Genomic DNA, 26633 nt, shown 5'->3' with positions numbered 1-26633 from the left:
ACGCACGTCCCGGGAATCGCAGCGAAAAGATTTGCCAGAGAGTACGTCCAGATGCTAGACAATACGCCATTCTCGTAAGTGAAGGTGTGGTATCTGCCACATGGTCTCCAGACCGGGACCAATTCATTCTGGGGTCACTCCTGATCGTAACTGTCAGGAGTCAGAAAGACGTCTCATGGCAATGGGGAAGCAGAAGAAGCGTTCTTCAAACAAGGCGCTCACAGCTCGTTCGAAGATAAAATTCGGAAACTTGATCGGCGTCGTCTCCACCCTCGTCGTGGGATACGTTTTCTTTTCATTCGCATTTATCATCGGGAGGCCAATTTTCCAGGCGATCTTGCCTCCTGCGCTGGAAGTGTTGCGCTCACAGGACTGGCCAGAAGTCCCATGCACAATTGTGAAGAGCGAGCTTTCCGCCAACCCTCCATTCCAATTGGAGATCTGCTACTCCTTTGAGTTCAACCAACAGCACGAGAACTGCCAATATTCGATCAATGAGGCTCAGGCAACCGGCCCCAAAGAAGACCTCGAAGTCATCGCCCGGCAATATCCTGTCGGCCAGAAGACGGTCTGCTATGTCGATCCTGAAGATCCCGGCAATGCCATTCTGGTCAAAACTCCACAGTGGAAAGCCTGGCGGGATATCGTCGTCATCGCCGTCCCAGCACTGATTCTTCTTATTGCCCTGATCTCAGTGCTTCGAACATTAAATCGGCGATTGAATCGACGAAATGTCGCCGAACAGGAGAATCCGTTCACGCCCAAGACGAGTCAGGATCAGCAGGCACAGAGCGTTCTGAAGCTGAAGCAAAGCAAGTGGGTCCCAGAGAAGGAACCACTCGACGACGGACTGCCCACCGAACTGCAATCCGAAACCCAGTTGCGAGGATGCGGCGCCGTGTTTCTTGGCGTGTTCACGGCCATTTGGATTGGTGTGGTGAGCGTCGTGGCAAGCAAAAGACTTCCGGACTGGAAGCAAGGCGATTTCGGCGGAGCCGATCTCATCGTTCTCTTTCTCGCGGCAGTCGGATTCCTCCTGCTCGTCGGCCTGATCTATTTCTCGCTCTCATTGTTTAACCCCGTTGCAAAAGTCACTCTCTCAAGAAAAAGCATCCCACTCGGGGAATCGGGAACGATCAGCTGGGAATTCGATCGCCCCCCACATTCCATCGCGGAGTTCACAATTACACTTAAGGCTGTGGAGCAAGTCCGTTACACAGTCGGGACCAATACATCGGTTGAAGAGAAGGCTTTTCACGAAGACCTGATTTTTGAAACGAACGAGCCGACTGCGATTGCCAACGGCCAAGCTGTGGTCACAATTCCCGGCCATCTGATGCATAGCTTCGAAAGTGTCAACAACAAGATCATCTGGCGAATTCAACTACACGGCAAAATCGCCAGCTGGCCAGATGCCTATCAAGTTTTCAAGCTGCAGGTTCCCCCACATCGCTCCATTTGAATTTCCTGACAGAGTGATTTTCTAAACGAGATGCCGACTCTGACTCGCGGCGTTTCTCCCCTTCTCGCATTCGCAAGGCAGTTTCGCGCTGCTCTCTTCTCCACATTCACCTGGAGAGCAGGGGACAATTACAAGAGTCTTCGAAGACTGGAAGCCACGCTGGCCCTCTCGCATCGCATACTAACACACCATTTCAAACATCCTTGATCTATTCGATTTCGACTATTATAACCCATCCCCTATGAATAGTTTTGCAGACGATTTCTGCATTACGCGACCTCTACTTCCCACCTCGCTTCAATATCTACTCGCTGCTTTTTTCCCTGTAACGAATTCATCGAACCATTTGCGTTCGACTTCTCTGTGATTTCCGTGTTTTCTTCATTTCTCCACTCGCGAATGGAAACCCATTGTGCCAAAACAGATACAGCGTTCTCAACGTGGTTTCACACTGATCGAGCTATTGGTGGTGATTGCCATCATTGCGATCTTGATAGCGCTACTGCTTCCTGCAGTGCAACAGGCTAGAGAAGCAGCTCGCAGAAGCCAGTGCAAAAACAATTTGAAACAAATCGCATTGGCTTTACATAACTATCACGATTCGCATCTTGTCTTTCCGTATGGGTACTGGTCTCGTGAAGGAGTTGCTGGATTTAGAAAGAATCGAGATACCTGGTTCCAGCGAGTCCTCCCCTTTGTGGAACAGACAGCGCTCTACAACGCCTACGAAACAGCGAATCCGGAATACTCCCATCAGGCAACTCAACGCAACACAGTGCTGAACAGCTTTTTCTGCCCCTCTAATCCTGAACCAGGCACCATGTCGGCACTTGGCTTCCGAGGAAGCTATGGAGGGAACGGAGGTTCCAACGTCGGCGCAGGGATGCTCACAACTGCGAACGGAATTTTCTACCAATATTCAAAAGTTGGCATCAACAGCATCACGGATGGAACGAGCAACACACTGCTGATTGGTGAAGGAGTCGTTCGGACAGGTTCAGGGGGATCCGGAGACGCGTATGTCCCTTGGAGCGAAGCAGGTACCTATCGGGGAGGCGGGCCTCACCATGGCGGGATGATCTCCACTGCAGAAACGCCGAACACACCGATTCCCGATTGCGGACGTGGCTGCGGAAACTATGACCCTAAAGTCCATCCCTGCAACAGCACCGACGCCGCGACTCCGGCTGGATTCACCTGCACCACGCGATCGACATATCTTCGCAGCTATCACGTCGGCGGTGCCCATGTTGCTATGGCAGATGGTTCGGTTCGATTTGCTTCAAGCAACATTCACCGAGCAACGTTTCAAGCATTGGGAACCCGATCCGGAAGCGAAGTGATTGGTGAATGGTAAACAACGATCCTCGATCGCTGTTGATATCTCGATTCACGACGTCGTTCATCTCAGTTAACACAACTCAAGACCGAGTATTTCACTCGAAGTCTCATCAAGATCATCTTTAGACAAGGCCTCCAAGTGAAACATCTGTTTGTCAGCGGCGGCTTGTTTCTTTTTTGCATGCTCGCCGGATGCGGATCTGGCGAACAAGGTCCCAAGGTTTACCCTTTGACCGGCACTGTGACTTATGACGGAACCCCGATTCCGTCCGCAACCATTGTGCTGAAGGACCCGACCGGGCAAGAGAAAAGCTATCTCGCCAAAGTCGTCGACGGTGTCATCTCTGGTGAATCCAGTGCAGGCGAGAAAAAAGTGGAAATCACCGCGACACGCGTTGCGGAAGGAAAGACAGTTCCCACGGCTGACGGGTCAGGCACCCAGCCAGCTACCGAACAGTACATTCCAGAAAAGTTCAACTTCAAATCGACTCTGACCGCGACAATCGAGAACGGGCCAACGACGCTCAAATTCGATCTTCAAAGTAAGTAAAACGCAGAAGTTGAGCTTTAAAACAATCCGCATCATGGGCAACTCATTCAGAGACCTGTGATGCGGATTTTACTTTGAGTGAAGACTAATCTCTGGCGGACTCAACCGCTTCGAGGCAACTCAAAAACGTGCTCAAAGCGTTTCACCACGCGGTAGCGCAGAACATTGAAGTGTGGAAGTTCAAACTCACCGGAGTGAACCACACGTTCTGCTTCATGTCGAGCGAGTTCGAGTATCTTCTCTTCGCGAAGGAGATTCGGAAACCTCAACGGCATCTCTCCATGCTGTCTGGTCCCCAGCACGTCCCCCGGCCCACGAAGTTCGAAATCCTGTTCGGCGACTTCGAATCCATCACCGGTTCGCTCTAACACCGCAAGTCGGGTCAGGCTGTCTGCCGCGAGCGTTTCAGTAAACAGGAAACAGTATCCTCGAAACTTTCCGCGCGCAATTCGGCCTCTCAACTGATGAAGCTGCGACAGCCCGAAACGTTCTGCATCGAGAATCACCATGAGCGTCGCGTTGGGAACATCGACTCCCACTTCGATGACGGTCGTAGCCACGAGCACATCCAACTCACGATCGCGAAACGCATCCATCGTCGCTTCGCGTTCGTCTCGTTTCATCCGGCCATGCACAAGCCCCACTCGAAACTCGGAGAGCTCAGAATCTCTGAGTTCCCTGAACACCGATTCTGCAGAAGCAGTTCCTGTCATCGAATCCTCATCGGATTCCACCAATGGACAGACAACGTACAGCTGCCGTCCGGACTGCAACTTTTCTTTAAGGAACGCCCATGCTTTGCGTCGGGCTTCTCCACCTGTGATCTTGCTGGTGATCACCGGCTGCCGCCCTGCAGGTTTATCTTTCACCAATGTGACGTCCAGATCTCCGAACTGCGTCAGACACAGTGTTCGTGGGATCGGAGTCGCGGTCATCACGAGAACGTGCGGGGGTATCGAACCTGTCAGCTCAGAAAACTTCGCCCGTTGAGCGACACCAAACTTATGCTGCTCATCGATGACGACAACTCCCAGTCGGTGAAATCGAACCGCGTCCTGAATGACCGCTTGTGTCCCAATGATCAATTGAGTCGAACCATCGGCGATCCCTGAGAGTGCACGCTGCCGCTCCGCAGTAGAAAGACTTCCCGTCAACAACACGCGGTTCACTCGACTGCCTTCAAGAGCACGATCCACCGTCTGCCAGTGTTGTGTCGCCAGCATCTCTGTTGGAGTCATAATCACCGCCTGCCATCCATGTGCGACAGCCAGCAGCGCTGTATCAATGGCAACGACCGTTTTCCCTGCTCCGACATCAGCCTGAAGCAGTCGATGCATGGCATATCCCGACGTCAGATCGGCCCCGATTTCGTGGATCGCCTTGTTCTGACCGTCGGTGTATGTAAATGGAAACAATCGTCGAATGCGCGCATCAATTTTCGCTGAACGCTCCAGCATCGGAGCATTACACCGAGCCCGCCAGGCCCGACGCCTTAACGAGATCCCCAGTTGAAATTCAAAGAAGTCATCGAAGACCAATCTGGTTCGTGACTGCTGAAACTGCTCGGCAGAGTCCGGCTGATGCACCCCGCGCAAGGCCTCTTCCAATGAAGCGAACTTCAGATTCCGCACCATCTCTGAGGGGAGCGGGTCCTTCACCAGATGCAGTGTCGCCTCAATTGCCATCGCGATAATGCGTCTCAGCTCGGCAACCTTCAGCCCTTCCGTCAGACGGTATCGAGTCAGCACCAGACGCGCGGATTCCGGAGTATCCTCCAGTTCCAGCCATTGGACGTTGGGATGTGAGAACTCCCATTTTCCATCACGGAATTTCGGCTTACCGGAAAACAATACTGTCTGGCCATGCTGAAAGCGTTTCTGCATCCATGGTTGATTGAACCAGCTCGCCCGAACATAGTCGGTGCCGCAATCGATCAGCACCTTGGTCATGGTTCGGTTGCCGCGAATCATCCGGCTGTCCAGATCGACAACCACACCGCGCACACTTTGCAGCGCATCCACCTGAAGGTCCGTCGGCTCACAGACATTGCTGAAATCGAGGATATCTCTCGGGAGATACCACAACAGATCCCCGACACATTCAATGCCGAGTTTCCTGAGCAAAGGAAGCCGATCACGGCGGACTCCGCGCAGTGCTTCGAGGTCGGATTCAAGGTAAACGTCAGACATGTTCGCGTCTGGTATCTGTTTCGAAAATGGAACCCGTCTCAATGGGCCTGCGAGAACGATCTTGCTGCCGCAGTGCAATCGGCAATCTCAGCACATCAGACGAAAGCGATCTTACTCGGCATTCTTGAACTTCGCAGCAGCGGCCACGGCCAACTCATCGCAGCGTTCGTTCTCTGGATGCCCACTATGACCTTTAATGATCGTAAACTTGACTTGATGCATTGCGAGAAATTCATCCAGTTGCTGCCAGAGCTCCACATTCTTCACTGGCTTCCAACTGTTCTTCTCTTTCCGACGCCAGCCATTTTTCTTCCAACCCGGCATCCATTCAATCGCCCCTTTGGCGACATAAGTGCTATCGGTCACAACCTCGACTCTTGTCGGTCTGGTCAGTGCCCGCAGCCCTTCAATAACAGCGGTCAACTCCATCTGATTGTTGGTTGTCAGGGCGAGCCCGCCGGAAAACTCTTTTTCCCTGCCGCTCTGCGGATGCCGCAGGAGATAAGCCCAGCCCCCATTTCCCGGATTTCCGCTGCATGCGCCGTCTGTAAACAGAACGACGAACGGCCAATCCTGAGAAGCAGCAGGGGGGGGAGTCATCAGGAACTTTCCGGGCCGGTTTAATAGCAACAAGTGTGAACGGCGGTGACAGAATCGAACCGACCGAAATCAATACTCCGCAGACAGCAGATTGGTGGCGATACGATGGAAACTGACTTTAACCAGTCTCAATCTCTGCGGTGCCATGTGATCAACTCGACCGGTCTGAACGGATCTTCGATCAGGAAAGGACATGATCAGAAATCAGCCAGACACACGATAGAGCAAAGCATGAGAATGATCCAGTTGCCTGGACAAGCACAGTTCGACGATCACAAGAGAGCGAGGGCGCAGCAGAAAATCGCCGCGACGCCACGCGACCAACGAACTGGAAATATCACTCCTGGGCAGGGAAATCAGCGAGTTCCACCACGGTCAGGAGTTCCACGATCACCTTACTTCGCGCGGTAAGTAATACGTCCTCGTTCGAGATCGTATGGAGAAATCTCGACCTTCACGCGGTCCCCTGGAACAATACGGATGAAGTTCTTGCGCATTTTTCCGGACACGTGAGCAAGGACAATGTGACCATTATCCAACTGAACGCGGAACTGCGTATTCGCCAGTGCTTCCAGCACTTGGCCTTCCATCTCAATGGCCCCTTCTTTGGCCATAAACCATTCACCTTTCAATAATTGAAGCAGAGAATTAACACACCAGCCAACCGAGGCTTCAGGTTCTCGTGGTTTGCAGAAAACTTCACCTGATCCACGTCGTCGCTTTCGCACAGCAAATTCAGAAGGCTGCAATCCAGCGACGGACCAGGAAATTCATACGCAAACGGCAAAACCCATTGTCACGACGACTGCTACGTAAAATTCAGAATTCCGTGAGCAATCAACAACGTCAACCTTCCGCAAAGAAGGCAGAGTGCGAAAGTCTATCGAGGCAAAGGCGAAAGAGCAAACAGGTCGCCGCTCCGAGAGTCAGGGAAACCGAGATAATCAAAGATCGAACATCTCTCACATTCTCAGTCACCTTGTCCACAATGCAAGCGTTCCCCCTGCGAACCCGTTCAGACTGGCAAAAACGAAAACAGGGCAAGCTGTTCTTGATGGTGCAAGAAGGCGCGCCCTGACTTCAATCGCATGGGACATCTTGATTCAAGTTTCTCAAGATCATGCTGGCATCAAGCCTTCCCGAATCGCGTATCGAGTCAGAACGACTCGGTCATGAATCCCCATCTTCTGCATGATGCGGTACTTATGACTTTCAATGGCTCGCTCGGACAGCATCATTGCCTTCGCAACTTCCTTGACACTTTCCCCCCGCGCCAGGTGACGCAGAACTTGAATCTGTCGCAATGTCAGACCAGCGAAGAAACTCTGTGACTTGACCCGAAACTCTTTCGCCTCACGGTCATACTGCAGACGCTCCATAATCGACTCTGAATAAACCGTCTCTCCCTGAGCAACCATTTTGATCGCTTCGACAATTTGACTCACAGGGTCGGTTTTCAGCAGGAATCCAGCGACTCCAAGCCGCAGAGCCACATCGACAAAAATGTCGGTATCGTAGTTTGTCAGGAAGACAGTTCTGGTCGCTGGCAACCGCAATGCAATCTGGTCGGCGACTTCAATTGCTCCACGGCCTGGGAGTTCAAGATCCATCACAACGATGTCTGGGCGACGCTCGAAGATGTCAAAGAATGCCCGATCTGAATGAGTATGCTGCCCAATAACGGTGAATTCTGGGAGTGGGTTAAGGCGGTGGGTCATCGCCTCAAGAAGGAGCGGTTGTTCGTCAATCAGCAAAACAGATTTGCTAGCCATGATGTGTAATCTTTTAGAGGGGGGGCAAACTGGCAGACACTGAACAGGCGTACTCAACGGATTGAACGACTTGTAGCTATTCGACACAATCGTCGCCAATGGCAAAATCGCTAATCATCGCAGCACAGACACACTATTCGGCCAGTTTCCTCTCTTCTGTTCACTTTCCCTCAAGATGACAATTTGCCAAAAAACCACACACAAACACATACAAGACAAAGAGATACGTAACTTAACACCGAACTGCACTGCTGAGCAAAACAGCGTGTTACCACTCATGCGAGTAATTTCACTGCAGTGCGAAAAATATCACAGCGAACAATGCGTCCGCAGCGGAAAGATACAGCAGACAACATCAACAAGCGCAATTTGATCTGAGCTGATGCGATGCGGAAATGATGCTGCTCAACACCGCATTCAGTCGTTTCCCAGCAGTTTCATTGCCGCTTCTCTCGACTGGTTCGACAGCGAGGCATCCTGCGACACATCCCTGAGTCGAGGCCGTAGAATCTCGACAACATCTGAATGACGCTGTAACGCTCGATACGCAGCCAGACGCGTATTTCGATCAGAGGAAGCCAAACCATCGCAGAGTGCGTTGACCGCCTTGGGTCGAGAAGAGGGAAATTGCAGCAGCGGTTCAGCTGACTCGACTCGAATGATCGGCATCGAATCCATCAACCCGGCCAGTAATCCAGTCTCGGTCACACTGCTCTGAGGGGCCTTGGATAACCCGCGAACACCAAGTCTGCGGACGTTCGCATCGGTATCTTTCATCAACCGGGACAGGGAGCGCACCCCATCCGGACCGATTTTCGCCAAAGCATCTGCAGCCGCCTCACACGCTTCGAGTCCATTCGAAAACAGAAGCAAATCGACCAGTCCCGACGCTGCAACCTCGGCCGACGGTCCAATGTTTCCCAGGCAAGTCGCCGCTGCACGCTGAAGCAGCACATTGTGGCTTTCCAAAGCGCGGACAAGCTCAGGAATCGCCGCCGCTGCGTTCGCTCCCTGCAACGACAGTGATTCCGCAGCGATCATGCGAATTCGATCAGCATCCACAGTTGACCTTGAATCCGTTTGAAGCGCCTTCAGTAACACTTCGACCGACTCTGGCCGATTGGCCCCAACTGAAGCAAGAGTTTCCAGTGCAGTGGCCCTGACGTAGAAGGGCAGGGAATCATCGTTCGCAATCCGAGCAACATCTGGAGTGGCCGCTTCTGCGACCGTCCCGAGAAGTGCCAATCCACGCAGAGCCCACAGCCGCGAATGGATCTTGTCTGCTTCATCGCTATTCAAAAAGCGGACAAAGACAGGCACCACAGCCTTGGCACGAGGCCCGATCCTCCCCAGCATCAACGCCATCTGTCGCCGCTGCGACCAGTTCAACCCGGTGTCCGAAACGATCTCAATCAGCGAGTCGACCGTCTCTGGCTCACCGAGATCCGCCAACGAATTCGTCTTCACATACTCTTGCCAGTATGTAATTGGTTTGCCGCCGTACAATCGCCCTTCCTGAACACTGGCTGCAACAGCAGCGCTCCCCATCAGAACAGCGACCAGACAGGCGGCATACACCCTCCGCGCAATCCCTCTGAATTCGGCGGGGCTTCTGACAGGCAGAATCAGGATGGGAATGTCATGTTGCAAGAGGTCCCTCCCGCTGCAGGGATATATGCCTGAGTCACGTAATCCATCACCATTCGATCGGCATTGAACCGCCAGCCTAACGTGGCGACGGCCCGTTTCATGCGGAGAATCCAACCTTCAGGCAGGTCGTCCTGATTCCGATCATAATACAATGGAATCACTTGTTCCTGCAAAACTGACATGAGTGACTTCGCGTCGCGTTCGTCCTGAATGTCCTGATTTGCATGAATCAAACCGTCTCCGATTGCAAAGCCGTTCTGCCCATCAAAGGCTTCAGCCCACCATCCGTCGAGAACAGAGAGATTCAATCCGCCATTCAACACAACTTTCTGTCCGCTGGTTCCAGATGCTTCCAGTGGCCGTCGCGGGTTGTTCAACCAGACATCCACTCCCTGAACCAGATAACGGGCCAGGTTGATATCGTAGTCCTCAAGAAAGACAATTTTGCCTTTGAACGCCGGTTCCTGAGACAAGCGATAAATGCGTTGCATAATCTGCTTGCCAAGCTCGTCTGCAGGATGTGCCTTCCCCCCGAAGACGAACTGCACTGGCCGGTCCGCATCACTCAGAATCCGCTCCAGCAATTCCAGATCGCGCATCAGAAGGTCAGCACGCTTATAAGGAGCAAAGCGTCGGGCGAAGCCAATCAGGAGATGTTGAGGCTCAAGAAACGACTGGAAAGTGCTGATAACATCAGCCCCCAATCCATAGCGTTTTGCCTGCCTCGTTAACAAATAGCGAGCATGTTGAATCAGGCGATTCTTCAACGACAGGTGCGTCTCCCACAACTCAGACGACTTCACCTTGTCGAATTCCGCCCAGACCTCCGGCTCGCCAGTTCGCTGCATCCAGTTAATGGGCAGGTAGCGGTTGTACAAGGACTGCATATGCTGAGCGAGCCAGGTGCTGACGTGCACCCCATTGGTAATGTGACCGATGGGAATTTCATCTTCATTCCGCCAGATCCAGAGATTTCTCCACATGCGTCGACTCACAACACCGTGCAGGTTTGAAACGGCGTTGGCTCGGCGACTGGCCCGAAACGCCAGCACAGTCATGCAAAATGTTTCGTCATGATTGTTCGGGTCAATTCGCCCCAGCCCCATCAATCCTTGATGGTCCAGATGGAGTTGATCACGCAATGGGCCAAGATGCTCTTCCATCAGGCCGCTGTCAAAACGATCGTGACCGGCCGGAACAGGAGTGTGCGTCGTGAAGACTCCCATCGCCGCCGTTTCTCGCAAGGCGCGCTCAAACGAGATTCCATCCTCCTGAATCCGCATCCGAATCAGCTCCAGTGAAGCAAACGCAGAATGCCCTTCGTTCATGTGAATCACGCGCGGCTTGATCCCCAACGCCGACAGTGCTTTCACACCGCCCACACCGAGCAACAGTTCCTGACGAATTCGGGTCCGCTGGTCTCCGCCATACAATCGAGCAGTCAATGCGCGATCCTCTGGCGAGTTCTCAGGAACGTTTGAGTCGAGCAGATAGATTGGAATGCGCCCCGCATGAACGCACCAGACCTTGGCATGAATCTGACCGCCGCGGGTATCAATCGTGATCGACAGGACCTCGCCATCTGGCTTGGTCACCTCTGATATCGGCAGATCATTCGGATCGGCGCGTGAATACTCTTCCTGTTGCCAACCGTCCTGGCTGACAAGCTGTGTGAAATATCCTTCGTTATAGAAGAGCCCAACGCCGACCATCGGGATCCCGAGATCAGAAGCACTCTTCATATGGTCGCCGGACAGAATCCCCAAGCCACCAGAGTAAATCCTAAAGGATTCATGAAGGCCGAATTCAGCGGAGAAGTAGGCGACAGGTCGAAACCCGAGAACACCAGCGTGGGTGTCTCCCCAAGTTTCCTGCGAAATCAGGTATTCCCGCATGTCGCGGTACGCCGCGTTAATACGCGAGTGCAGCACCTCGGTACGAGCACGCAGTTCCAGCTTTTCCGGTGGATACTCGCGTAAAAGGAGAATTGGGTTATGCGACAGCTCAGACCACAAGATCGGGTCGATTTCTCGAAAGATGTCGGTGACTTCTGGCTGCCAGCTCCACCAAAGATTTCCCACAATCTCGGTCAACTTCTCGTGAATCGTCTTCGCAGCAGCCATAAGCCAGCACTTTCAACAGAGTTGTCAGCTAAAATCGGCCTGAAGCATTCAAAAAAACGGAGTCGTCGCCAGAGAGGATCTCAGCGTCCCTGGAACAGTCCTTCTCCTCAAATGCTTCGTGGAGTATAGCCGACCGCAGTGAAATTGGTCGAGCAGTTAATTTGCGTAATCTTCAAGACAGTTGAAGACCACGACGATTGCAGACAGATTCCTTAGACGTCTCTTCAAATCCTACTGCACTTGACGGACAACAACATGACATGTAAACTAAAATCCATCAGGAAGACTTGAGCACACAATGACAACACCACTTCGCGAAGAATTGAAAAAGCGGGGGCCCTTTGCCTCCATTGAACAGGAAGCAACGCTGGCCCTCCTGCGGACAAGCGACTTGCTGGAGAACCGACTTGCTCGCCTCTTACGCGAGTACGGATTGACGTCGTCTCAATACAATGTCTTGCGGATTCTTCGAGGTGAAGGGAAGCCCATGCCTTGCCTTGAAGTCGCAGAACGAATGATTCAGGTGGCCCCAGCAATTACTCGGGTTGTCGACCAACTGCTGGCCTCGGATCTCATCAGCAAGACCCAATCAAATGAAGATCGTCGCGTCTACACAATTGAATTAAAACCAGAGGCGCTCCAACTGCTGGCAAGACTCGATCAGCCGATTCTCGATATGCATGCATCGCTCATGAAAGGTGCAAAGAAAGCAGACCTGAAGCGACTCATTCAGATGCTCGAAGATGTTCGTTCAGCGATCAACTCATGACTTTTTTAACCACTTCGTTTACATGTAAACAATAATCAAAAAGGATAAGAACATGGAAGTCTCACGACGCACCGCTTTGGCAGTCACCTCTGCAGGTTTGATTCACGTTGCCGCCAACCCGATCTCAGTTCTCGGGCAACAGTCAACACCTGCAGACCTTCTAATCCGACAGGCAAAAGAGCGTGGACAAACTGATCTTGGGTGGTTGAAAAGCTATCACTCATTCTCGTTCGCAGGCTACTACGACCAGCGGCACATGGGGTTCCGTTCACTGCGTGTCATTAACGATGACCGCATTGCTCCAGGTCGCGGATTTCCAACCCATCCACACCGTGACATGGAAATCATCTCGTACATCCTGGACGGAGAACTGCAGCACAAAGACAGCACTGGCCGCGGAGCAATCATCACACCAGATGACATTCAAATGATGTCCGCTGGCACTGGAATCACTCACAGCGAATACAACCCGAGCAGCGAACTCGGCAACCATTTCCTGCAGATCTGGATTCAGCCAGCAATGCGAGGAGTCAGCCCACGATACAGCGACCAGAAAGTCACGATCGACGAGAAACGCCAGCAGTGGAAGCGAATCGCAGGTCCTGAAGGAACCAAGGCTGCAGTTGCCATTCGACAGGATGCCTCAATCTTTGCAACCAATCTGCTGCCCGGCGAAACGCTTGCCTACACCGTCGAGAAGAATCGACACGCCTGGCTTCAAGTCGCACGCGGAGAACTCATCGTCAACGGGACTCGCCTGCGTGACGGCGACGCAATCGCTACCAGTCGAGCAACACCGCTGCATATCGAAGCGGTCACCCACACTGACGCTTTACTTTTCGATCTTGCCTGAGTCCACGATGACACTCACCGTGGTCGACTTAGAAATACAAACCAAAGACAGCAGAACAGGGAAGCCCCATGGCTAAGTTACTTTATATCGAAGCATCACCACGCAAGGCTCGTTCAAAGTCGATCGCTGTGACGAACGTGTTTCTTGAAGCATACAAAGCATCCCATCCAAACGATGAGGTGGTCACTCTCGACCTGTGGGAAAGGAAACTGCCAGAATTTGACGGATTCACGATCGATGCCAAGTATCAGGTACTGCACGGGCAAGGCTTCTCCCCAGAACAACAGCAGGCCTGGAATGCAGTCGTGAGCCTCTGTGATGAATTCAAAGCCGCCGACAAGTACGTGATCAGCCTGCCAATGTGGAACTTCGGCATCCCCTACAGGCTCAAGCATTACATTGACGTCATTGCACAACCCGGCCAGACATTCAGCTTTGACCCTGCCACTGGCTATAGCGGTCTGGTAACAGGAAAACCAATCACTGTCATTTACGCCCGCGGCGGAGCCTACTCCAGTGAAGAGATGAAAGGGATCGATTTCCAGAAAGGATATCTCGACTTTCTTCTGGGATTCATCGGGTTCAAAGACATCCAGTCAGTGCTGGTCGAACCAACACTTGCAGCACCAGAAGATGTCCGCAAGACAGAATCCAAGGCGATCGCCACAGCCCAAGAACTCGCGGCAACATTCTGATCAGCCTTCACCACATTTTAGCCAACTAATTTACATGTAAACCACAAAATGCCCATCAGGAGACCGAATCCCCTGCCGTTTCCCCAGATTCTCTCCAAACGTCTTGATCCGCTTCAGAACTTGATCGATACTCAAATCGGAACTCACCAGCCTGCGGGTCAGGAGATGTAGCATCTCGCTGTCGCTATAGTTGGTGAGTTCTTTCATTGAGGCGAGTAGGGCAGAAGTACCTTCCCTTACTGAAACGGCAATAGCCCCGACTGCCTACTTGGGACGACAGACCCCATTCTTTACATCGTGAAAGGCGACCTGTCGACTCGCCCCCCTTTAGATCGCCGGAACTCAGGCGCCTGGACTAAAGCCTTCAACCGAAATACTGGAGATCAACAGGACTGATGTCTCACCCGAAACTTGATGACGATTTTCTGAAGCCGTTATTGCCCACGACCCGCGTGGATCGCCTCACTGCTCCCTTCCGAAGATTTCTTGCAATCCAGTCAAGTAGTGGGTTCCTGTTGATGGGATGCACGATTCTGGCGTTGGTACTCGCCAATTCGCCATGGTCAGAAGCGTACGAATCGCTTTGGAAAACCTATTGCGGCGTGTCCGTTGGAGACTGGTCATTCAAGAAAAGTCTTCTGCACGTCATTAATGATGGGTTGATGACAGTCTTCTTCTTTGTCGTCGGCTTGGAGATCAAACGTGAGATCGTTTCTGGTGAACTTCGTGATCTTCGACAGGCGGCATTGCCGATTCTGGCTGCAATTGGCGGAATGATCGCCCCGGCTTTAGTCTTTGTTGGCATCTCTTCCGTAGGAGAGTTTGATCCGGCCGCTGCAAAGGGATGGGCAATCCCGATGGCCACAGATATTGCATTTGTCGTGGGAGTGCTGGCAATCTTCGGCAACCGCATCCCCAACAGCCTGAAGATTTTATTACTCACACTCGCTATCGTCGACGATTTAGGCGCCGTTCTTATTATTGCCTTGGTATTCACTGAAACAATTCAATGGTGGGCTCTGATTCTTGCGGGATGTGGGTTTGCATTGACATTCGTCATGCGAATCAGCGGAGTTCGTAAGATTCCACTTTATGTTTTAGTCGGGGCACTTGTCTGGTTTGCCATATTTCAGTCGGGAATGCACCCCACCATTGCAGGAGTTGTACTGGGACTAATGACACCCGCTTATCCTTGGATCGGCTTTGAACGATTGCGGGATATTATGAAACGAACTCTTGACCAGTTGCAGAATGGAGATGAAGAGGTCGCCCACCAACGTCTCCTCAATCGGGCTGAGTTTGCGGTGAGAGAAGGTGTTGCTCCACTGGAACGCCTTGAATCATTCCTGCATCCATGGGTCGCGTTTGGAATCATGCCACTTTTTGCCCTGGCCAATGCAGGTGTCACACTTCAACTGAATGCAATCACCGATCCAGTTTCAATAGCCATTGCCGCAGGACTTTTTATTGGAAAGCCTGTGGGAATTCTGCTGTTCTCCGCCATTGCAATCCAGCTTAGCATCGCTAAACGTCCTCCTGAATTAACTTGGGGATTACTGACAGGGGGAGCCTGCCTGAGCGGAATCGGCTTCACCATGTCGATCTTTCTCGCGGGACTTGCGCTCCCAGAGAATTTACTGGATGCCGGAAAGCTCGGAACATTGACGGGCTCCCTTCTAAGCATGATTGTTGGCAGCACAATCCTCGCAGTCGCATCATCACGCACCATGAAAATGAAGAAGTAGTCTCCGTATGGACAAAGCACGCTCCGCGGTGAAGATCAATCCGCCTGAATGAACAAAAAGACCACCCGTTGCGGTTCGCGGGTGGTCTTCTCTTTGATTTGGGTTTCACAATAATAAAGTGATGACGATCACTTTGTCAGGGCGAGATCAAACTCATTCGCCCCACTTGTAACGGTGAACTCCAATTGTGATGTTTTCGCATTGGAGTACTTGGGCGGAACCGGTGTCGTCTTCACCGCAGGCTGTCCTGGCTCAGGCGGAAGATGATTGACCGTGACCACATACGATCCGACTGGCAACTTCCCTTCGATCTTGTAGGTCCCATCTTCCTGGGTGTTCCCGATCGCACCAACGGCAAGCTCGCTTGAGAAGAATTCAACAACGACTGCACTTAACGGTTGATCGGCCAGAGTGACCTTTCCGGAGACCGATCCCGTCGGAGCGGTTTTGGCTCCACCACACCCCTGCAGCAAGAAGACGCCTGCAATCAGAACGAGACTCGTCAACGAGTTCTTAACCAAACTCATTCATCAAACTCCAAAAAAGAGACACCGCTGCACCAACCTGTCGGACAGCACAGCGGCGATCTCAAATATCGTTCTGAAAAAGCTGATTTCCCAGACACTGCACAATCGAGTGAAATTCGCACACAGGCAGTAAAGAACAGAATCTGGCGATCTTAGAATTCGCCGACGACTTCACCGTCATTACGAGCAGACAGACTTCGCAGAGTGTTCATGTCAGTCGTGTCTGAAATGAATCGCACGGATCCGTCTGAAAGGAGTCCGTGAATCCCGCCGGTATGCATCGAATTCCATGCAGTGTTTGGATTGTAAGAATTCGTCGATCCGGTCGACGCACTCGTCGGATTGATCCGCAATCGAAAACTGGAGATCCCAACTGACCAGACGGTCGACCCAACGCCAGGAGCGGTTTGTACCGTCGAGCTCACAGGCGATGGGAAGGTGGCACCGTTGTAACCTCCGTAGTAGCCTGAACGAATATCGGAGGTCCCCACCATTCCGGACTGCTCGGCAACAATGAGTGTATTTGAGGTTCCGTCAGTACAGTCTTTCATCCGCACGTTATAGTTCCACTGCAACATGCCGTTGTTAGTGAAGATCCCATAACCATTCGCGAACCCGACATTTTTTCCAACTGGGAACTCTGCTGCGCTGCCAATCGAGGCACCAGCAACTCCAACATACATCGGCACCTGAATACGTCTCGGGTTGTGGGTGGTCGTGGTCGGGAGTGGAGCACCATTCGGGTCGAGAGAGCTCGATGGGCAAGCGTAGACCGGAACCACATGTCCACCAAGTAAGACGGCGTTAGTGCTGGAGGTACTTCCGGCGAAGCTCCGCGCTGCAGTTATAAAGTCCAACTTGTTGTAGAGCGCAGTCTGTTCCATCTGTGGAAAAATGTGTAGTCGCCAGTTCGGAACGAGAAATGGCACTTCGGATGTCGTTGAACCACCGTTGGAACCCGGTGGAAACGTCAGATGGGTATCATGATAATTGTGCAGTGCCAGACCAATCTGCTTGAGGTGGTTCTTGCACTGGCTTCTGCGAGCCGCTTCGCGAGCCTGCTGTACCGCTGGCAACAGCAACGCGATCAAAATCGCAATGATGGCAATGACCACCAGTAGCTCAATCAGCGTAAACGCAGCTTTCGCCTGCCGGTGCATCTTCGCACCTACGGAATTCAACACAATCACCTCACTGATAACGATAAATATAGACGTCCCAATCGCCGAATCGGCAAAGAACATTCCGAAACGGCCACATCGCAGGCCAACGGATCATATACGTATAAATGAAGACCTGCCAGCGGACGAATAAGCAAACCCAAAGCTTTAACACCAGAACGCATCAAGACTTACAGACACGTAAACCAGCCCGGGAAGTGAAACCTGAAAGCGACTCCGCAGTGCGTAAAAGGAGGCACCGGCGAGAGTTCCGGTTGGGCTTGCTTAAAGATGACAACGATTCTGGAGCCTCAACTCAATGCCCCAGTTTCCGCAACTGGAACCTGAGTGCCAATATTGCTGATCATCAGTACAATCCTCTTCAAGACATCAGAGTTCACTGCACACGAACTTGAATTCGAAGCAATCTCCACATGCTGCGATTCGCACTCAGCAATCTCCTCAGTCGCCCATTACGGACAATCTTAGCGCTGGCAGGGTTGATCATCGCCATCGCCAGCATGACGATCCTGTTTTCAATCGCCGCCGGAATCGATGCCGTTGTGCAAAGAACCTTTTCCCAGATCCCAGGTCTGGCGATTCAGGAACGAGGCTCACCGCTTCCGATCTTTTCCACTCTTCCTGCTGAGTGGAAAACTGAACTTCAAAACTTCCCTGGTGTCGCTGTCGTTGACTCCGAGATTGTGAACCGGCTCAATGTGCTCGACGGGAAGACCCTGATTTCGCCCCCACGATTTCTATTGGGGCTGGACATTCCGGAACGCCTCCGCCTGCAGCGCGACATCTACCGCGAAAACATGAAAGAAGGGCGGTTTCTGTCTGCGCAGGACATCGGTCAACGGAACTGCCTGATCAGCCGCCAGATCGCAACCGACACCGGAAAAACCATCGGGGACACTGTTCGCTTGAATCGTACGGATGCCCAGATCATTGGGATCTATGACACAGGTTCGATGCTGTTGGACGTCAACATTGTGCTCGACATCAATACGGTCCGTGAACTCTTGAGACTCAGCCCCAACGCGGTTTCTGCATTCTATATTGAGCCAGACCCAGAAACGTCCCCACAAGCGCTGAAGAAAGCAATCGAACAACACTACGTCGGGCGAGATACGACCAACCACGGACCGAGTAATGACCTCGCTCTACTACTCGCAATCCCGCTTCCGCAACCACTTCAATCAATCTCAGATGCCATTCAACTCTGGCTTTCAGCCGGGATCTCACCTGGTATCGGTGATCGCTCGCTCACAAACAACGCGACAGATTCAACAGAGACACAGTCACCATCCCCTCCAGTCAGCGCGGTCGAAGTCCGGCTGGCACAAGACTGGTCGGATCGCTTTTCTGAGATGACCGGGGACCTCAATCTGTTTCTCGGGTTGATCACAGCGATGGGAGTCACCATCGCACTCCTGAGCATTGTGAACACGATGATCATGAGCGTCTCTGAACGAATGACCGAGTTCGGAATACTTCGAGCAAACGGCTGGTCCAAAGGGAACGTGATGCTGCTGATGATTTTCGAAAGTGCCATCATCGGGATCATCGGCGGACTGATTGGCGTGATCGTCGGTTGGGGAGCGACGCAGATCATCAACTCACTCTTTCCGGACCGTCTCAGACTGGTCGCAGGTCCGGCGCTACTTCTTTTCGGAGCCGCTTTTAGTGCGGTGCTCGGAATTCTCGGCGGACTTTACCCGGCATGGAGAGCCGCCACCAGATCCCCGATGGAAGCGATTCGAAGAGGCTGAACCTGTAATGACACAGTTACGGCCATTCGACGACAAGCAAGTAATGCACGCAGTCCAGCAATTGGACCAAGTGGCACACCCAAGTGCGGATGGGCGCGGCTGAAGGTGACGAGGATCACGGCTCCCTGCGTTTAGCAGTGGAACAGCGGCACGCATCCTCGCGATTCCTCAACCGGACCGTTGACTCTCCTCACGCAATCACTGCTCATCAGAGTGCTCTGTAGCTCCCTCTAACGGAAGCGAACACGTAAGCATTGCGAAGCAATTTCAAGGCGTCCGACAGTACTGCTCATTGCCAGTAACTGCCATCCTCCTAGAATATGAGATTCTGATTCCATCACCACACTGATTTCAAGCGATTCGAGGATCCCCCATGAACAGAGCCTTACTGGTGATTGACGTGCAGAAGGAGTATTTCGATGGAGCTTTTCCGATTCGCTATCCGGTCGGGCATCTTGAGTCGATCCTCGAAGTGATGGACGCTGCCCAAGAAGCAAAGATTCCAGTTGTTGTCATCCGCCATCACCAACCAGATCCAGAGTCACCAGTTTTCCGCAAGGGAAGCGATCTTTGGCAGCTCAGACCCGAAGTTGAATCGCGTCCCAGAGACATTCTCATCGACAAACAACTCCCAGGCTCCTTCACGAATACTGAGCTCGATGCATTCCTGAAGGAAAAAGGAATCGACACGGTCTGCATTGCTGGGTACATGACTCAGATCTGCTGCGACACGACAGCCAGACAAGCATTTCATCGCGGATACAAAGTCGAGTTTCTACGAGATGCAACCGGCACGCTCGATGTTCAGAATCAAGCTGGCTCCGTCACGGCAGAACAGCTCCATGAATCGATTCTTGTGGCCCAGCAAATGTTCATCAGCGAAGTCATCGACAAGGAAACGTGGCTTCAGCGAATCCGCTGACCTTTGCGTTCACGTGACTCGTGCAATCGTTCGGTCACGCTTCCAACTAAGTGACCGGGCGATTTCCTGCCCTCCACAATTGTGGAGAGCCAACTGTCAACACGGCTGTCTTTGACCTGATCCGGCATTGCCTGACTTCCGCTTTTCCCGCCCATCTCACGCAGTTCATGCATTGCCAGACAGACTTGGCATCTCCAGCAGATTGAACAGTCAAACACATCGACCCCAGTACATTTGACTGGAAAAAACTTCCCGAATCTGCGAGAGTCATGACGTTCGATCAGCATTTATTGATCATTGTGGAGCACCGCACGTAATGTCACAGTTTGATCCCGCCCCATTCTCGCGTCGCACTCTCCTCAAGAACTCTGGTGCCGCAGCGGCTGCCGTTGCTGCCAGCCAGTTCATTCTTCCCGGTGCGCACGCTGCCGAAGACAACACTCTCGGGCTGGCACTTGTCGGTTGTGGGGGACGTGGAAGCGGTGCGGTGCGAGATGCTCTGTCCGTTGAAGGCGGGCCGATCAAGCTGAAGGCCATGGCCGATGTCTTCGATCAGCGATTGAACGACAGCTATAACGCATTGAACACCAAGTTCGCGGACAAAATGGATGTTCCGCCAGATCAAAAATTCATCGGCTTTGAAGCCTATAAACAAGCGATGGACTGCCTGAAGCCAGGCGACATCGTCATTCTCACAACTCCACCAGCCTTTCGTTGGGTGCAGTTCCAGTATGCCATCGAAAAGGGTCTCAACGTCTTCATGGAGAAGCCGGTCACAGTCGACGGGCCAACCTCTCGAAAAATGCTCGATCTTGCCGAGAAGGCGAGCGCTAAGAACCTGAAAGTGGCCGTCGGATTGATGTGCCGCCATTGCCGCGCCCGTGGCGAATTGTTCAACCGAATCCAGGATGGTCAGCTCGGTGAGCTCCTGCTGCTCCGAGCCTACCGCATGGTCGGACCAACCGGGTCAGCATTTGCTCCACCATATAAAGGCGACACGTCGGAAGTTCTGTACCAGATCGCCAACTTTCACGGATTCTTGTGGGCGAGCGGGGGAGCATTCAGTGACTTCCTCATTCACAACATTGATGAATCCTGCTGGATGAAGAATGACTGGCCGATTCAGGCTCAGGCTTCAGGTGGCCGCCACTATCGCGGGGATTATGTCGACCAGAATTTCGACACATACTCCGTCGAGTACACCTTCAAGGATGGCACAAAGCTGTTTCTGGAAGGCCGAACCATGCTGAACTGCAAGCAGGAATTTTCCAGCTATGCACACGGCACAAAAGGCTCCGCCATCATCTCGACATCAGGACACCATCCTTCGAAAGCCCGAATTTATTACAACCAGAACTTCAAGAAAGAAAATCTGGTCTGGGAATACGGCCAACCAGAGCGGTCGCCCTATGAATGGGAATGGGTCGACTTCCTCGAAGCGATTCGTAACGACAAGCCTTACAACGAAGTTAAACGCGGAGTTCAGGCGAGCCTTGTCACATCGATGGGGCGAATGGCTGCGCACACAGGCCAGCTGATTACCTATGATGAGATGCTCAACTGTGAGCACGAATTCGCCCCAGACGTCGACAAACTGACACTGGACGGTCCAGCACCATTGCAGGCAACAGAGAACGGGAAATACCCTATTCCGATGCCAGGTATCAAAACCAAGCGGGAATTCTAAATCGATTCCGTCAATAACTCGTCAATCTCATCTCCCCTGTCAGGTCGTCAGATCTGACAGGGGAGTTCTCTTTTTAGACACAGTGATCGAGATGCTCTGCACTCTGATATCGCCAACCGTGATGCCCGTCCCGAACGCATACACAGTGATCCATATGACTCGCAGAATCCCAAAATTCGACGCAGCTAATAGCTCTATTCGGTTCGAATTCTGAAGTCTCCGCAAATTTCCCGGTTGCGCTTCTAGGCGAAGGAATTTTGCCCCGATAGCATTTAAGAGCTGAACGAAGATTACGGTTTCGTCACACATTCATTCGATTCGTCGCCAGATCCGCTGATTGCTGCATTCGGAAATGTTCGCAGCGAGACGCCCTGACGACCTCCGCAATCGTCTGTTCTAAGGGCGAGCCATTGAACGAGGTGTTCCAGGCGAATCAGAACTGCAGCTAAATCACCGCAAACGGCGGGCTCACTATTGGCGATTCCAATGGTGCGTCCAGCGAGGAAATTTCTTGCAGAGAATTCAAATCTGATCGCCCCCGACCACCGAGTCGCCATCCCATAAACTCGCCGCCAATTTTTGGACACGACTCCATCGGAGACTCTCAAGTGCAACAACTCATCCGCGGCATCCATCAGTTTCAGGAAAACGTATTTGCATTGCAGCAACATTTTTTTGAACGACTTGCTGATGGACAGAATCCACTCGCGCTGTTTATTACTTGCTCCGATTCACGCATCAGCCCCAATCTCATCACGCAGACCAAACCCGGCGAGCTGTTCATTCTTCGTGTCGCTGGAAACATTGTTCCTCCATTCGGTGCTGTTCATGGAGGAGAAGCTGCGACGATTGAATATGCTGTTTCGGTGCTGAAAGTCCGCGACGTGATCATTTGCGGGCATTCTCAATGTGGAGCAATGGGAGCGATTCTTGATGACACCCATCTGGATAAACTTCCAGCAGTGAAAAGCTACCTCGCACATGCTGAAGCGACGAAGAGAATCATCACTGAGAATTACGCGAATGTCACCGATCCAGTCGCTCGCCTGACATTAACAGTTGAAGAAAACGTTCTCGTTCAGTTGGAAAACCTGCGAACACATCCGTCCGTTGCCGCAGCACTGTCACGACACGAAATTCAACTTCACGGTTGGGTCTACCAGATCCACACTGGCAAGGTCTTTAGCTACTCTCCAGAACAGGAACAGTTCCTGCCGTTGGGTGAACACGTGGTTCCAATCGTCGAATCAGATTCTTCCAGAGAGCAAATGGCAATCTAGCCCGTATCGATCTGTCTGAGGAACTTGCACAGGCCGCCGCGGCAGGCAACAGACTCAATGCCGGGTGCAGGAACTACGACATCTTTTTCGGACCGGTTCCAGACCTGCAAGACTTCTCGCGGACCAATAGAAATAAATCGAGCCCCAGGGATTTCTCTGGGGCTCAATTTTGTAAAAGAAGTTCTGACTGAGTTTCCGTGCGATCATAACTCCGACATCAAGCTCTCCTTGCTGCGTGATTTCAGGGAATACTCCAGCGAGCTTCAACTCAAGCTGCTCGAATTCCCGTCCACCGTCCCGAGTCTCATTTCGCGAGAGCAATCAGCCCTCGTTGCCTGAATCCGGCACGTTCTTCTTCATCTTGCTGACCCCCGAGTTCAAAGGTCTCCCCACCCAGGAGGCCACCCTCATCTCTCGAATGACCACCTAATTACCGCATGTTTGATCCATTCGAGTAATAGTTCACCGGGAATGTCTGAAAAGGTGCAGGTGTCTGGAATTGAACAGGGGTGACACGATCCCGAACGTCGTTAGGGCGATTACCGTTGAAGTAATAGTTGTTGTTGTGGTTCAGGTTGCCGTGATTGTGGTTGTGGTTTCCATTGGAAGTGTTTGACCATGGATCCCTGAAGTCAGGACGATTCGCGTTGTACGGAACAGGTCCATTTGGAAAAGCATTGCTGCCCACGCCTGGATAAGTCGTTGGATACCGCTGAGTGTTGTTGTAGTACGGCACATTTTGCCCCAAAGCATTTCCGTAGTTGTACGCAGGTGGAGTCACAACTCCGACATTCGTATTGGGGGCGACCCAGCATCCATTTGGACCGCACTGGGCATTTCCGTTGGTAGACGGTGCTCGATAGCTGTTGTTTGTGAGTGCATTGAAGATCGGGAGGTTCCCGAAGATCTGAGCATGAGCAGTGCTACCTGCGGCACCAGAAACAAACAGAGCAGCAGCGGCAACAGCGATGGTGTGAAAAGCTCTCATGTGAATTTCTCCTGAATTTAGTGTTAATGAGCACTGTCATGTGTGCTCGAAATAAAGACAAAGCATTCACCGTGCCAAAGGGAGAACAAAAGCTCCGCGGCATCCAGGACGCCACTGAAACACAGGATTTTCTATTCCCCACGAACACAAAGACTCATCTTGACGACACTCCTTAGTGTCATTTCTACACCATCAAACGGCCGCATTCGCAATTTTTTCAACACAAACCAGGTCACATCGATCTCCATTGACACATTCCAATCAGATTCGGCGTCGTTATCATGATTTGACGACAGCCTCAGCAGTTGATGCCGATGAAACTTCTCTTCAAAAATCCTTACCAGCATCGCTTCACTAAAAAACCGCCTCCCCAGAGAACCGAACATGATGACACCGGCTCAGTACCTTCGAACCCCCTCTGCATGGGACCGCCGCACATTCCTTAAAGCAGCAGCCGTCGCTGCAAACTGGCCTTTCCTGCAGGCACGACAAGGATCTGCCGCAACACCAAAGGTCCAGCTTTCAAACGACCCATTCCAACTGGGAGTCGCATCAGGCGACCCCACCCACGACGGCGTTGTGATCTGGACAAGACTTGCCCCGGAACCACTCACCGGCGGGGGAATGCCACCGGAAAACGTTCCGGTTCAATGGAGCGTCGCCTCCGACGACCAGATGAAGAATGTCGTCCAAAGCGGAACGACGATCGCCTCAAAGGACTGGGCCCATTCAGTTCACGTTGAAGTGGAAGGCCTGAAGCCTGACCGGACCTATTGGTACCAATTCATTGCGGCTGACACCAAAAGCCCGATTGGAAGAACCAGAACGGCTCCAGCACCGGGAGTCATGCTCGACAAGCTTCGATTCGCATTCGCCAGCTGCCAGCACTGGGAAACAGGCTACTACACAGCCTACGAAAACATGTGCAAGGATGACCTGAATCTCGTCATCCACCTGGGCGACTACATTTACGAAGGGAAAGCGACCCCAAAGCGAACACGCCTACACATTGGCCCAGAACTCGAAACGCTTGAAGACTACCGAAACCGCCACGCCCAGTACAAAACCGACCGTCACCTTCAAGCCACCCACCACGCCTTCCCTTGGGTAGTCACCTGGGACGACCATGAGTTCGACAACAACTGCGCTGGAGACATCTCCGAGCAGCCCAACGTCTCTCCGGTCGAATTCCTGAAACGTAGGGCAAACGCTTATAAAGCGTACTACGAACACATGCCACTTCGGAAAAGCACCATCCCGAACGGCCCGTATATGGAGCTCTACCGCACAGTGAAGTTTGGTTCGCTTCTGGAATTCAACGTTCTCGACACCCGCCAATACCGCTCTGACCAAAACTGTGGAGACGGAAACAAGCAACCTTGTGCTGAAGTCTTCTCACCAGACGCCACAATGCTCGGGCAGACACAGGAGAACTGGCTGAACAAACAGCTGAGCCAAAGTCGCGCCAAATGGAACGTACTCGCTCAGCAAGTCATGATGGCCAGAGTAGACCGCAATCCGAATCCAGATATCGCACACTGGAGCATGGATCAGTGGGCAGGGTACGACGTTCCACGCAAGCGCCTCATCGAGTCACTTCAAACCCTGAACGTCAGCAACCCTGTCGTGCTGACCGGCGACATTCACACGAACTGGGTGAACGATCTCAAAGCTGATTTCGATCAGCCAGAATCAGCGACTGTCGCGACGGAATTCGTTGGAACATCCATCAGCTCCGGAGGTGATGGAACCCAAACCCGCAAGGACACCGAAGGGGTCCTGAAAGACAACCCATTCGTTCGCTTCTACAACGCCGAACGTGGTTATGTCAGATGCGAACTCAACAGTAAAGAATGGAAGTCCGACTACCAGACATTCGAGTACGTCAGTCGGGAAGGGGCCCCAGCGACGACACGAGCATCGTTCGTTGTCGAAGCAGGTCGCCCGGGAGCACAACGAGTCTCGTAAGTCATCTCCAGCAACGTCAAACACAAAGAGCAAGCATCCACCTCGGCTGCTTGCTCTTTCTATTCACATCGAGCCAAACTCCGACGTACGTGGCAAGAGAAGAGCAGGGCGGCTGTCACACCACCAACTCCCTCCTTCCGCAACGGCGCATAAAAAATGCAGCCCGAGTCGAAACTCGGGCTGCATTGATATCAAGATTCCAAATCTGAACAGCGATGAATCATCAGCTGCAATCTGGAAACGCCAAATTAGTTGGCTTCGGCTGCAATGACGTTGATTCGGCGACCGCCCTGATCAAACAGAACTGTCCCTTCAACGAGAGCGAAGAGAGTGTAATCACGTCCCATGCCGACGTTCTTACCTGGATGCCACTTTGTTCCGCACTGTCGGATCAAAATGTTACCTGGAATGACAGCTTCGCCGCCGTATTTCTTCACACCGCGATATTGTGGATTAGAGTCACGACCGTTCCGTGTCGAACCCTGTCCCTTCTTATGTGCCATGACAACACCTTAACCGTCGTAGAATGTCTTCGAGAGATTCAATGGAGCTCAAACCAAGTCTCGGAAACCACTCT

Annotated in this window: 23 protein-coding genes; 12 read left to right on the top strand and 11 right to left on the bottom strand. The window is 52.4% G+C overall.

What is annotated here, in order from left to right:
• Nucleotides 1-175: 175 nt before the first annotated feature.
• The 3 genes from SH527x_RS01770 to SH527x_RS01760 all read left to right on the top strand — a co-directional run bounded on the left by SH527x_RS01770 (nucleotide 176) and on the right by SH527x_RS01760 (nucleotide 3353).
• On the top strand, nucleotides 176-1462 hold the full coding sequence (locus SH527x_RS01770; RefSeq protein WP_437192939.1) for a DUF3592 domain-containing protein: 1287 nt from the start codon (nucleotides 176-178) through the stop codon (nucleotides 1460-1462).
• 412 nt (nucleotides 1463-1874) lie between these two features.
• Nucleotides 1875-2819, top strand: coding sequence for a DUF1559 family PulG-like putative transporter (locus SH527x_RS01765; RefSeq protein ID WP_437192938.1), 945 nt, complete (start codon nucleotides 1875-1877; stop codon nucleotides 2817-2819).
• 123 nt (nucleotides 2820-2942) lie between these two features.
• Nucleotides 2943-3353: a hypothetical protein gene (locus tag SH527x_RS01760; RefSeq protein ID WP_437192937.1), complete on the top strand. Its 411-nt coding sequence runs from the start codon at nucleotides 2943-2945 to the stop codon at nucleotides 3351-3353.
• Nucleotides 3354-3454: 101 nt separating this feature from the next.
• Here the strand turns inward: SH527x_RS01760 and recG are convergent, their stop codons facing one another.
• The 6 genes from recG to glgP all read right to left on the bottom strand — a co-directional run bounded on the left by recG (nucleotide 3455) and on the right by glgP (nucleotide 11687).
• A complete protein-coding gene (gene recG / locus SH527x_RS01755) occupies nucleotides 3455-5542 on the bottom strand; it encodes an ATP-dependent DNA helicase RecG (RefSeq protein WP_437192936.1) in 2088 nt (695 codons plus the stop codon).
• A gap of 111 nt (nucleotides 5543-5653) precedes the next feature.
• Entirely contained in the window at nucleotides 5654-6142 is a 489-nt protein-coding gene (gene rnhA, locus SH527x_RS01750) for a ribonuclease HI (protein WP_437192935.1), read from the bottom strand.
• Nucleotides 6143-6537: 395 nt separating this feature from the next.
• Nucleotides 6538-6756 carry a translation initiation factor IF-1 gene (gene infA / locus SH527x_RS01745; RefSeq protein WP_092054121.1) on the bottom strand — a complete coding sequence of 73 codons (219 nt, stop codon included), beginning with the start codon at nucleotides 6754-6756 and terminating at the stop codon, nucleotides 6538-6540.
• A 504-nt stretch (nucleotides 6757-7260) separates the two neighbouring features.
• A complete protein-coding gene (locus SH527x_RS01740; protein ID WP_437192934.1) occupies nucleotides 7261-7914 on the bottom strand; it encodes a LuxR C-terminal-related transcriptional regulator in 654 nt (217 codons plus the stop codon).
• Between the two features lie 417 nt (nucleotides 7915-8331).
• Nucleotides 8332-9564, bottom strand: a complete 1233-nt coding sequence (locus SH527x_RS01735) for a HEAT repeat domain-containing protein (protein ID WP_437192933.1) — start codon at nucleotides 9562-9564, stop codon at nucleotides 8332-8334.
• The gene (gene glgP / locus SH527x_RS01730; protein WP_437192932.1) at nucleotides 9540-11687 is read right to left on the bottom strand and encodes an alpha-glucan family phosphorylase; all 2148 of its coding nucleotides are present in this window, start codon (nucleotides 11685-11687) and stop codon (nucleotides 9540-9542) included. The genes SH527x_RS01735 and glgP overlap by 25 nt, the downstream gene beginning before the upstream one ends.
• A gap of 298 nt (nucleotides 11688-11985) precedes the next feature.
• Between glgP and SH527x_RS01725 the strand changes: the two genes are divergently transcribed.
• The 3 genes from SH527x_RS01725 to SH527x_RS01715 all read left to right on the top strand — a co-directional run bounded on the left by SH527x_RS01725 (nucleotide 11986) and on the right by SH527x_RS01715 (nucleotide 14004).
• A complete protein-coding gene (locus SH527x_RS01725; protein ID WP_437192931.1) occupies nucleotides 11986-12456 on the top strand; it encodes a MarR family winged helix-turn-helix transcriptional regulator in 471 nt (156 codons plus the stop codon).
• Nucleotides 12457-12508: 52 nt separating this feature from the next.
• A complete protein-coding gene (locus SH527x_RS01720; RefSeq protein WP_437192930.1) occupies nucleotides 12509-13309 on the top strand; it encodes a pirin family protein in 801 nt (266 codons plus the stop codon).
• A 68-nt stretch (nucleotides 13310-13377) separates the two neighbouring features.
• Entirely contained in the window at nucleotides 13378-14004 is a 627-nt protein-coding gene (locus tag SH527x_RS01715; RefSeq protein WP_437192929.1) for an FMN-dependent NADH-azoreductase, read from the top strand.
• Nucleotides 14005-14034: 30 nt separating this feature from the next.
• Here the strand turns inward: SH527x_RS01715 and SH527x_RS01710 are convergent, their stop codons facing one another.
• Nucleotides 14035-14178, bottom strand: a complete 144-nt coding sequence (locus SH527x_RS01710) for a hypothetical protein (protein WP_437192928.1) — start codon at nucleotides 14176-14178, stop codon at nucleotides 14035-14037.
• Nucleotides 14179-14399: 221 nt separating this feature from the next.
• Between SH527x_RS01710 and nhaA the strand changes: the two genes are divergently transcribed.
• Nucleotides 14400-15749: a Na+/H+ antiporter NhaA gene (nhaA, locus tag SH527x_RS01705; protein ID WP_437192927.1), complete on the top strand. Its 1350-nt coding sequence runs from the start codon at nucleotides 14400-14402 to the stop codon at nucleotides 15747-15749.
• Nucleotides 15750-15877: 128 nt separating this feature from the next.
• On the opposite strand, the gene SH527x_RS01700 is transcribed toward nhaA, so the two are convergent.
• Together SH527x_RS01700 and SH527x_RS01695 are read right to left on the bottom strand one after the other, a co-directional pair.
• Nucleotides 15878-16276 (bottom strand): hypothetical protein, encoded by a 399-nt coding sequence (locus tag SH527x_RS01700; RefSeq protein ID WP_437192926.1) that lies wholly within the window; start codon nucleotides 16274-16276, stop codon nucleotides 15878-15880.
• A 152-nt stretch (nucleotides 16277-16428) separates the two neighbouring features.
• Nucleotides 16429-17460: a DUF1559 domain-containing protein gene (locus tag SH527x_RS01695; RefSeq protein WP_437192925.1), complete on the bottom strand. Its 1032-nt coding sequence runs from the start codon at nucleotides 17458-17460 to the stop codon at nucleotides 16429-16431.
• Nucleotides 17461-17870: 410 nt separating this feature from the next.
• Here SH527x_RS01695 and SH527x_RS01690 point away from each other — a divergent pair, with 410 nt between their 5' ends.
• The 4 genes from SH527x_RS01690 (at nucleotide 17871) to SH527x_RS01675 (ending at nucleotide 23100) form a co-directional block, all read left to right on the top strand.
• Nucleotides 17871-19211, top strand: a complete 1341-nt coding sequence (locus tag SH527x_RS01690; RefSeq protein ID WP_437192924.1) for an ABC transporter permease — start codon at nucleotides 17871-17873, stop codon at nucleotides 19209-19211.
• A gap of 373 nt (nucleotides 19212-19584) precedes the next feature.
• Nucleotides 19585-20133 (top strand): cysteine hydrolase family protein, encoded by a 549-nt coding sequence (locus SH527x_RS01685; RefSeq protein WP_437192923.1) that lies wholly within the window; start codon nucleotides 19585-19587, stop codon nucleotides 20131-20133.
• Between the two features lie 316 nt (nucleotides 20134-20449).
• Nucleotides 20450-21820: a Gfo/Idh/MocA family protein gene (locus SH527x_RS01680; protein ID WP_437192922.1), complete on the top strand. Its 1371-nt coding sequence runs from the start codon at nucleotides 20450-20452 to the stop codon at nucleotides 21818-21820.
• 608 nt (nucleotides 21821-22428) lie between these two features.
• Entirely contained in the window at nucleotides 22429-23100 is a 672-nt protein-coding gene (locus SH527x_RS01675; protein WP_437192921.1) for a carbonic anhydrase, read from the top strand.
• A 430-nt stretch (nucleotides 23101-23530) separates the two neighbouring features.
• On the opposite strand, the gene SH527x_RS01670 is transcribed toward SH527x_RS01675, so the two are convergent.
• A complete protein-coding gene (locus tag SH527x_RS01670) occupies nucleotides 23531-24088 on the bottom strand; it encodes a hypothetical protein (RefSeq protein ID WP_437192920.1) in 558 nt (185 codons plus the stop codon).
• A gap of 384 nt (nucleotides 24089-24472) precedes the next feature.
• Between SH527x_RS01670 and SH527x_RS01665 the strand changes: the two genes are divergently transcribed.
• Nucleotides 24473-26056: an alkaline phosphatase D family protein gene (locus SH527x_RS01665; protein WP_437192919.1), complete on the top strand. Its 1584-nt coding sequence runs from the start codon at nucleotides 24473-24475 to the stop codon at nucleotides 26054-26056.
• Nucleotides 26057-26304: 248 nt separating this feature from the next.
• On the opposite strand, the gene rpmA is transcribed toward SH527x_RS01665, so the two are convergent.
• Complete coding sequence (gene rpmA, locus SH527x_RS01660) at nucleotides 26305-26559, bottom strand: 50S ribosomal protein L27 (RefSeq protein WP_437192918.1); 255 nt, start codon at nucleotides 26557-26559, stop codon at nucleotides 26305-26307.
• Between the last annotated feature and the right edge of the window lie 74 nt (nucleotides 26560-26633).

The organism is Planctomicrobium limosum, from assembly GCF_051465645.1.
Taxonomy (GTDB): domain Bacteria; phylum Planctomycetota; class Planctomycetia; order Planctomycetales; family Planctomycetaceae; genus Planctomicrobium.
This window is presented reverse-complemented; position numbering and strand designations above follow the sequence as displayed.

What these genes read in the sequence shown, in the direction of transcription:
- rpmA (WP_437192918.1), bottom strand. Translation starts at nt 26,559, where the DNA reads ATGGCACATAAGAAGGGACAGGGTTCGACACGGAACGGTCGTGACTCT.
- SH527x_RS01715 (WP_437192929.1), top strand. Translation starts at nt 13,378, where the DNA reads ATGGCTAAGTTACTTTATATCGAAGCATCACCACGCAAGGCTCGTTCA.
- SH527x_RS01720 (WP_437192930.1), top strand. Translation starts at nt 12,509, where the DNA reads ATGGAAGTCTCACGACGCACCGCTTTGGCAGTCACCTCTGCAGGTTTG.
- rnhA (WP_437192935.1), bottom strand. Translation starts at nt 6,142, where the DNA reads ATGACTCCCCCCCCTGCTGCTTCTCAGGATTGGCCGTTCGTCGTTCTG.
- infA (WP_092054121.1), bottom strand. Translation starts at nt 6,756, where the DNA reads ATGGCCAAAGAAGGGGCCATTGAGATGGAAGGCCAAGTGCTGGAAGCA.
- SH527x_RS01685 (WP_437192923.1), top strand. Translation starts at nt 19,585, where the DNA reads ATGAACAGAGCCTTACTGGTGATTGACGTGCAGAAGGAGTATTTCGAT.
- SH527x_RS01690 (WP_437192924.1), top strand. Translation starts at nt 17,871, where the DNA reads ATGCTGCGATTCGCACTCAGCAATCTCCTCAGTCGCCCATTACGGACA.
- SH527x_RS01740 (WP_437192934.1), bottom strand. Translation starts at nt 7,914, where the DNA reads ATGGCTAGCAAATCTGTTTTGCTGATTGACGAACAACCGCTCCTTCTT.
- glgP (WP_437192932.1), bottom strand. Translation starts at nt 11,687, where the DNA reads ATGGCTGCTGCGAAGACGATTCACGAGAAGTTGACCGAGATTGTGGGA.
- SH527x_RS01710 (WP_437192928.1), bottom strand. Translation starts at nt 14,178, where the DNA reads ATGCTACATCTCCTGACCCGCAGGCTGGTGAGTTCCGATTTGAGTATC.
- SH527x_RS01770 (WP_437192939.1), top strand. Translation starts at nt 176, where the DNA reads ATGGCAATGGGGAAGCAGAAGAAGCGTTCTTCAAACAAGGCGCTCACA.
- SH527x_RS01680 (WP_437192922.1), top strand. Translation starts at nt 20,450, where the DNA reads ATGTCACAGTTTGATCCCGCCCCATTCTCGCGTCGCACTCTCCTCAAG.
- nhaA (WP_437192927.1), top strand. Translation starts at nt 14,400, where the DNA reads ATGTCTCACCCGAAACTTGATGACGATTTTCTGAAGCCGTTATTGCCC.
- SH527x_RS01670 (WP_437192920.1), bottom strand. Translation starts at nt 24,088, where the DNA reads ATGAGAGCTTTTCACACCATCGCTGTTGCCGCTGCTGCTCTGTTTGTT.
- SH527x_RS01700 (WP_437192926.1), bottom strand. Translation starts at nt 16,276, where the DNA reads ATGAGTTTGGTTAAGAACTCGTTGACGAGTCTCGTTCTGATTGCAGGC.
- SH527x_RS01725 (WP_437192931.1), top strand. Translation starts at nt 11,986, where the DNA reads ATGACAACACCACTTCGCGAAGAATTGAAAAAGCGGGGGCCCTTTGCC.
- recG (WP_437192936.1), bottom strand. Translation starts at nt 5,542, where the DNA reads ATGTCTGACGTTTACCTTGAATCCGACCTCGAAGCACTGCGCGGAGTC.
- SH527x_RS01665 (WP_437192919.1), top strand. Translation starts at nt 24,473, where the DNA reads ATGATGACACCGGCTCAGTACCTTCGAACCCCCTCTGCATGGGACCGC.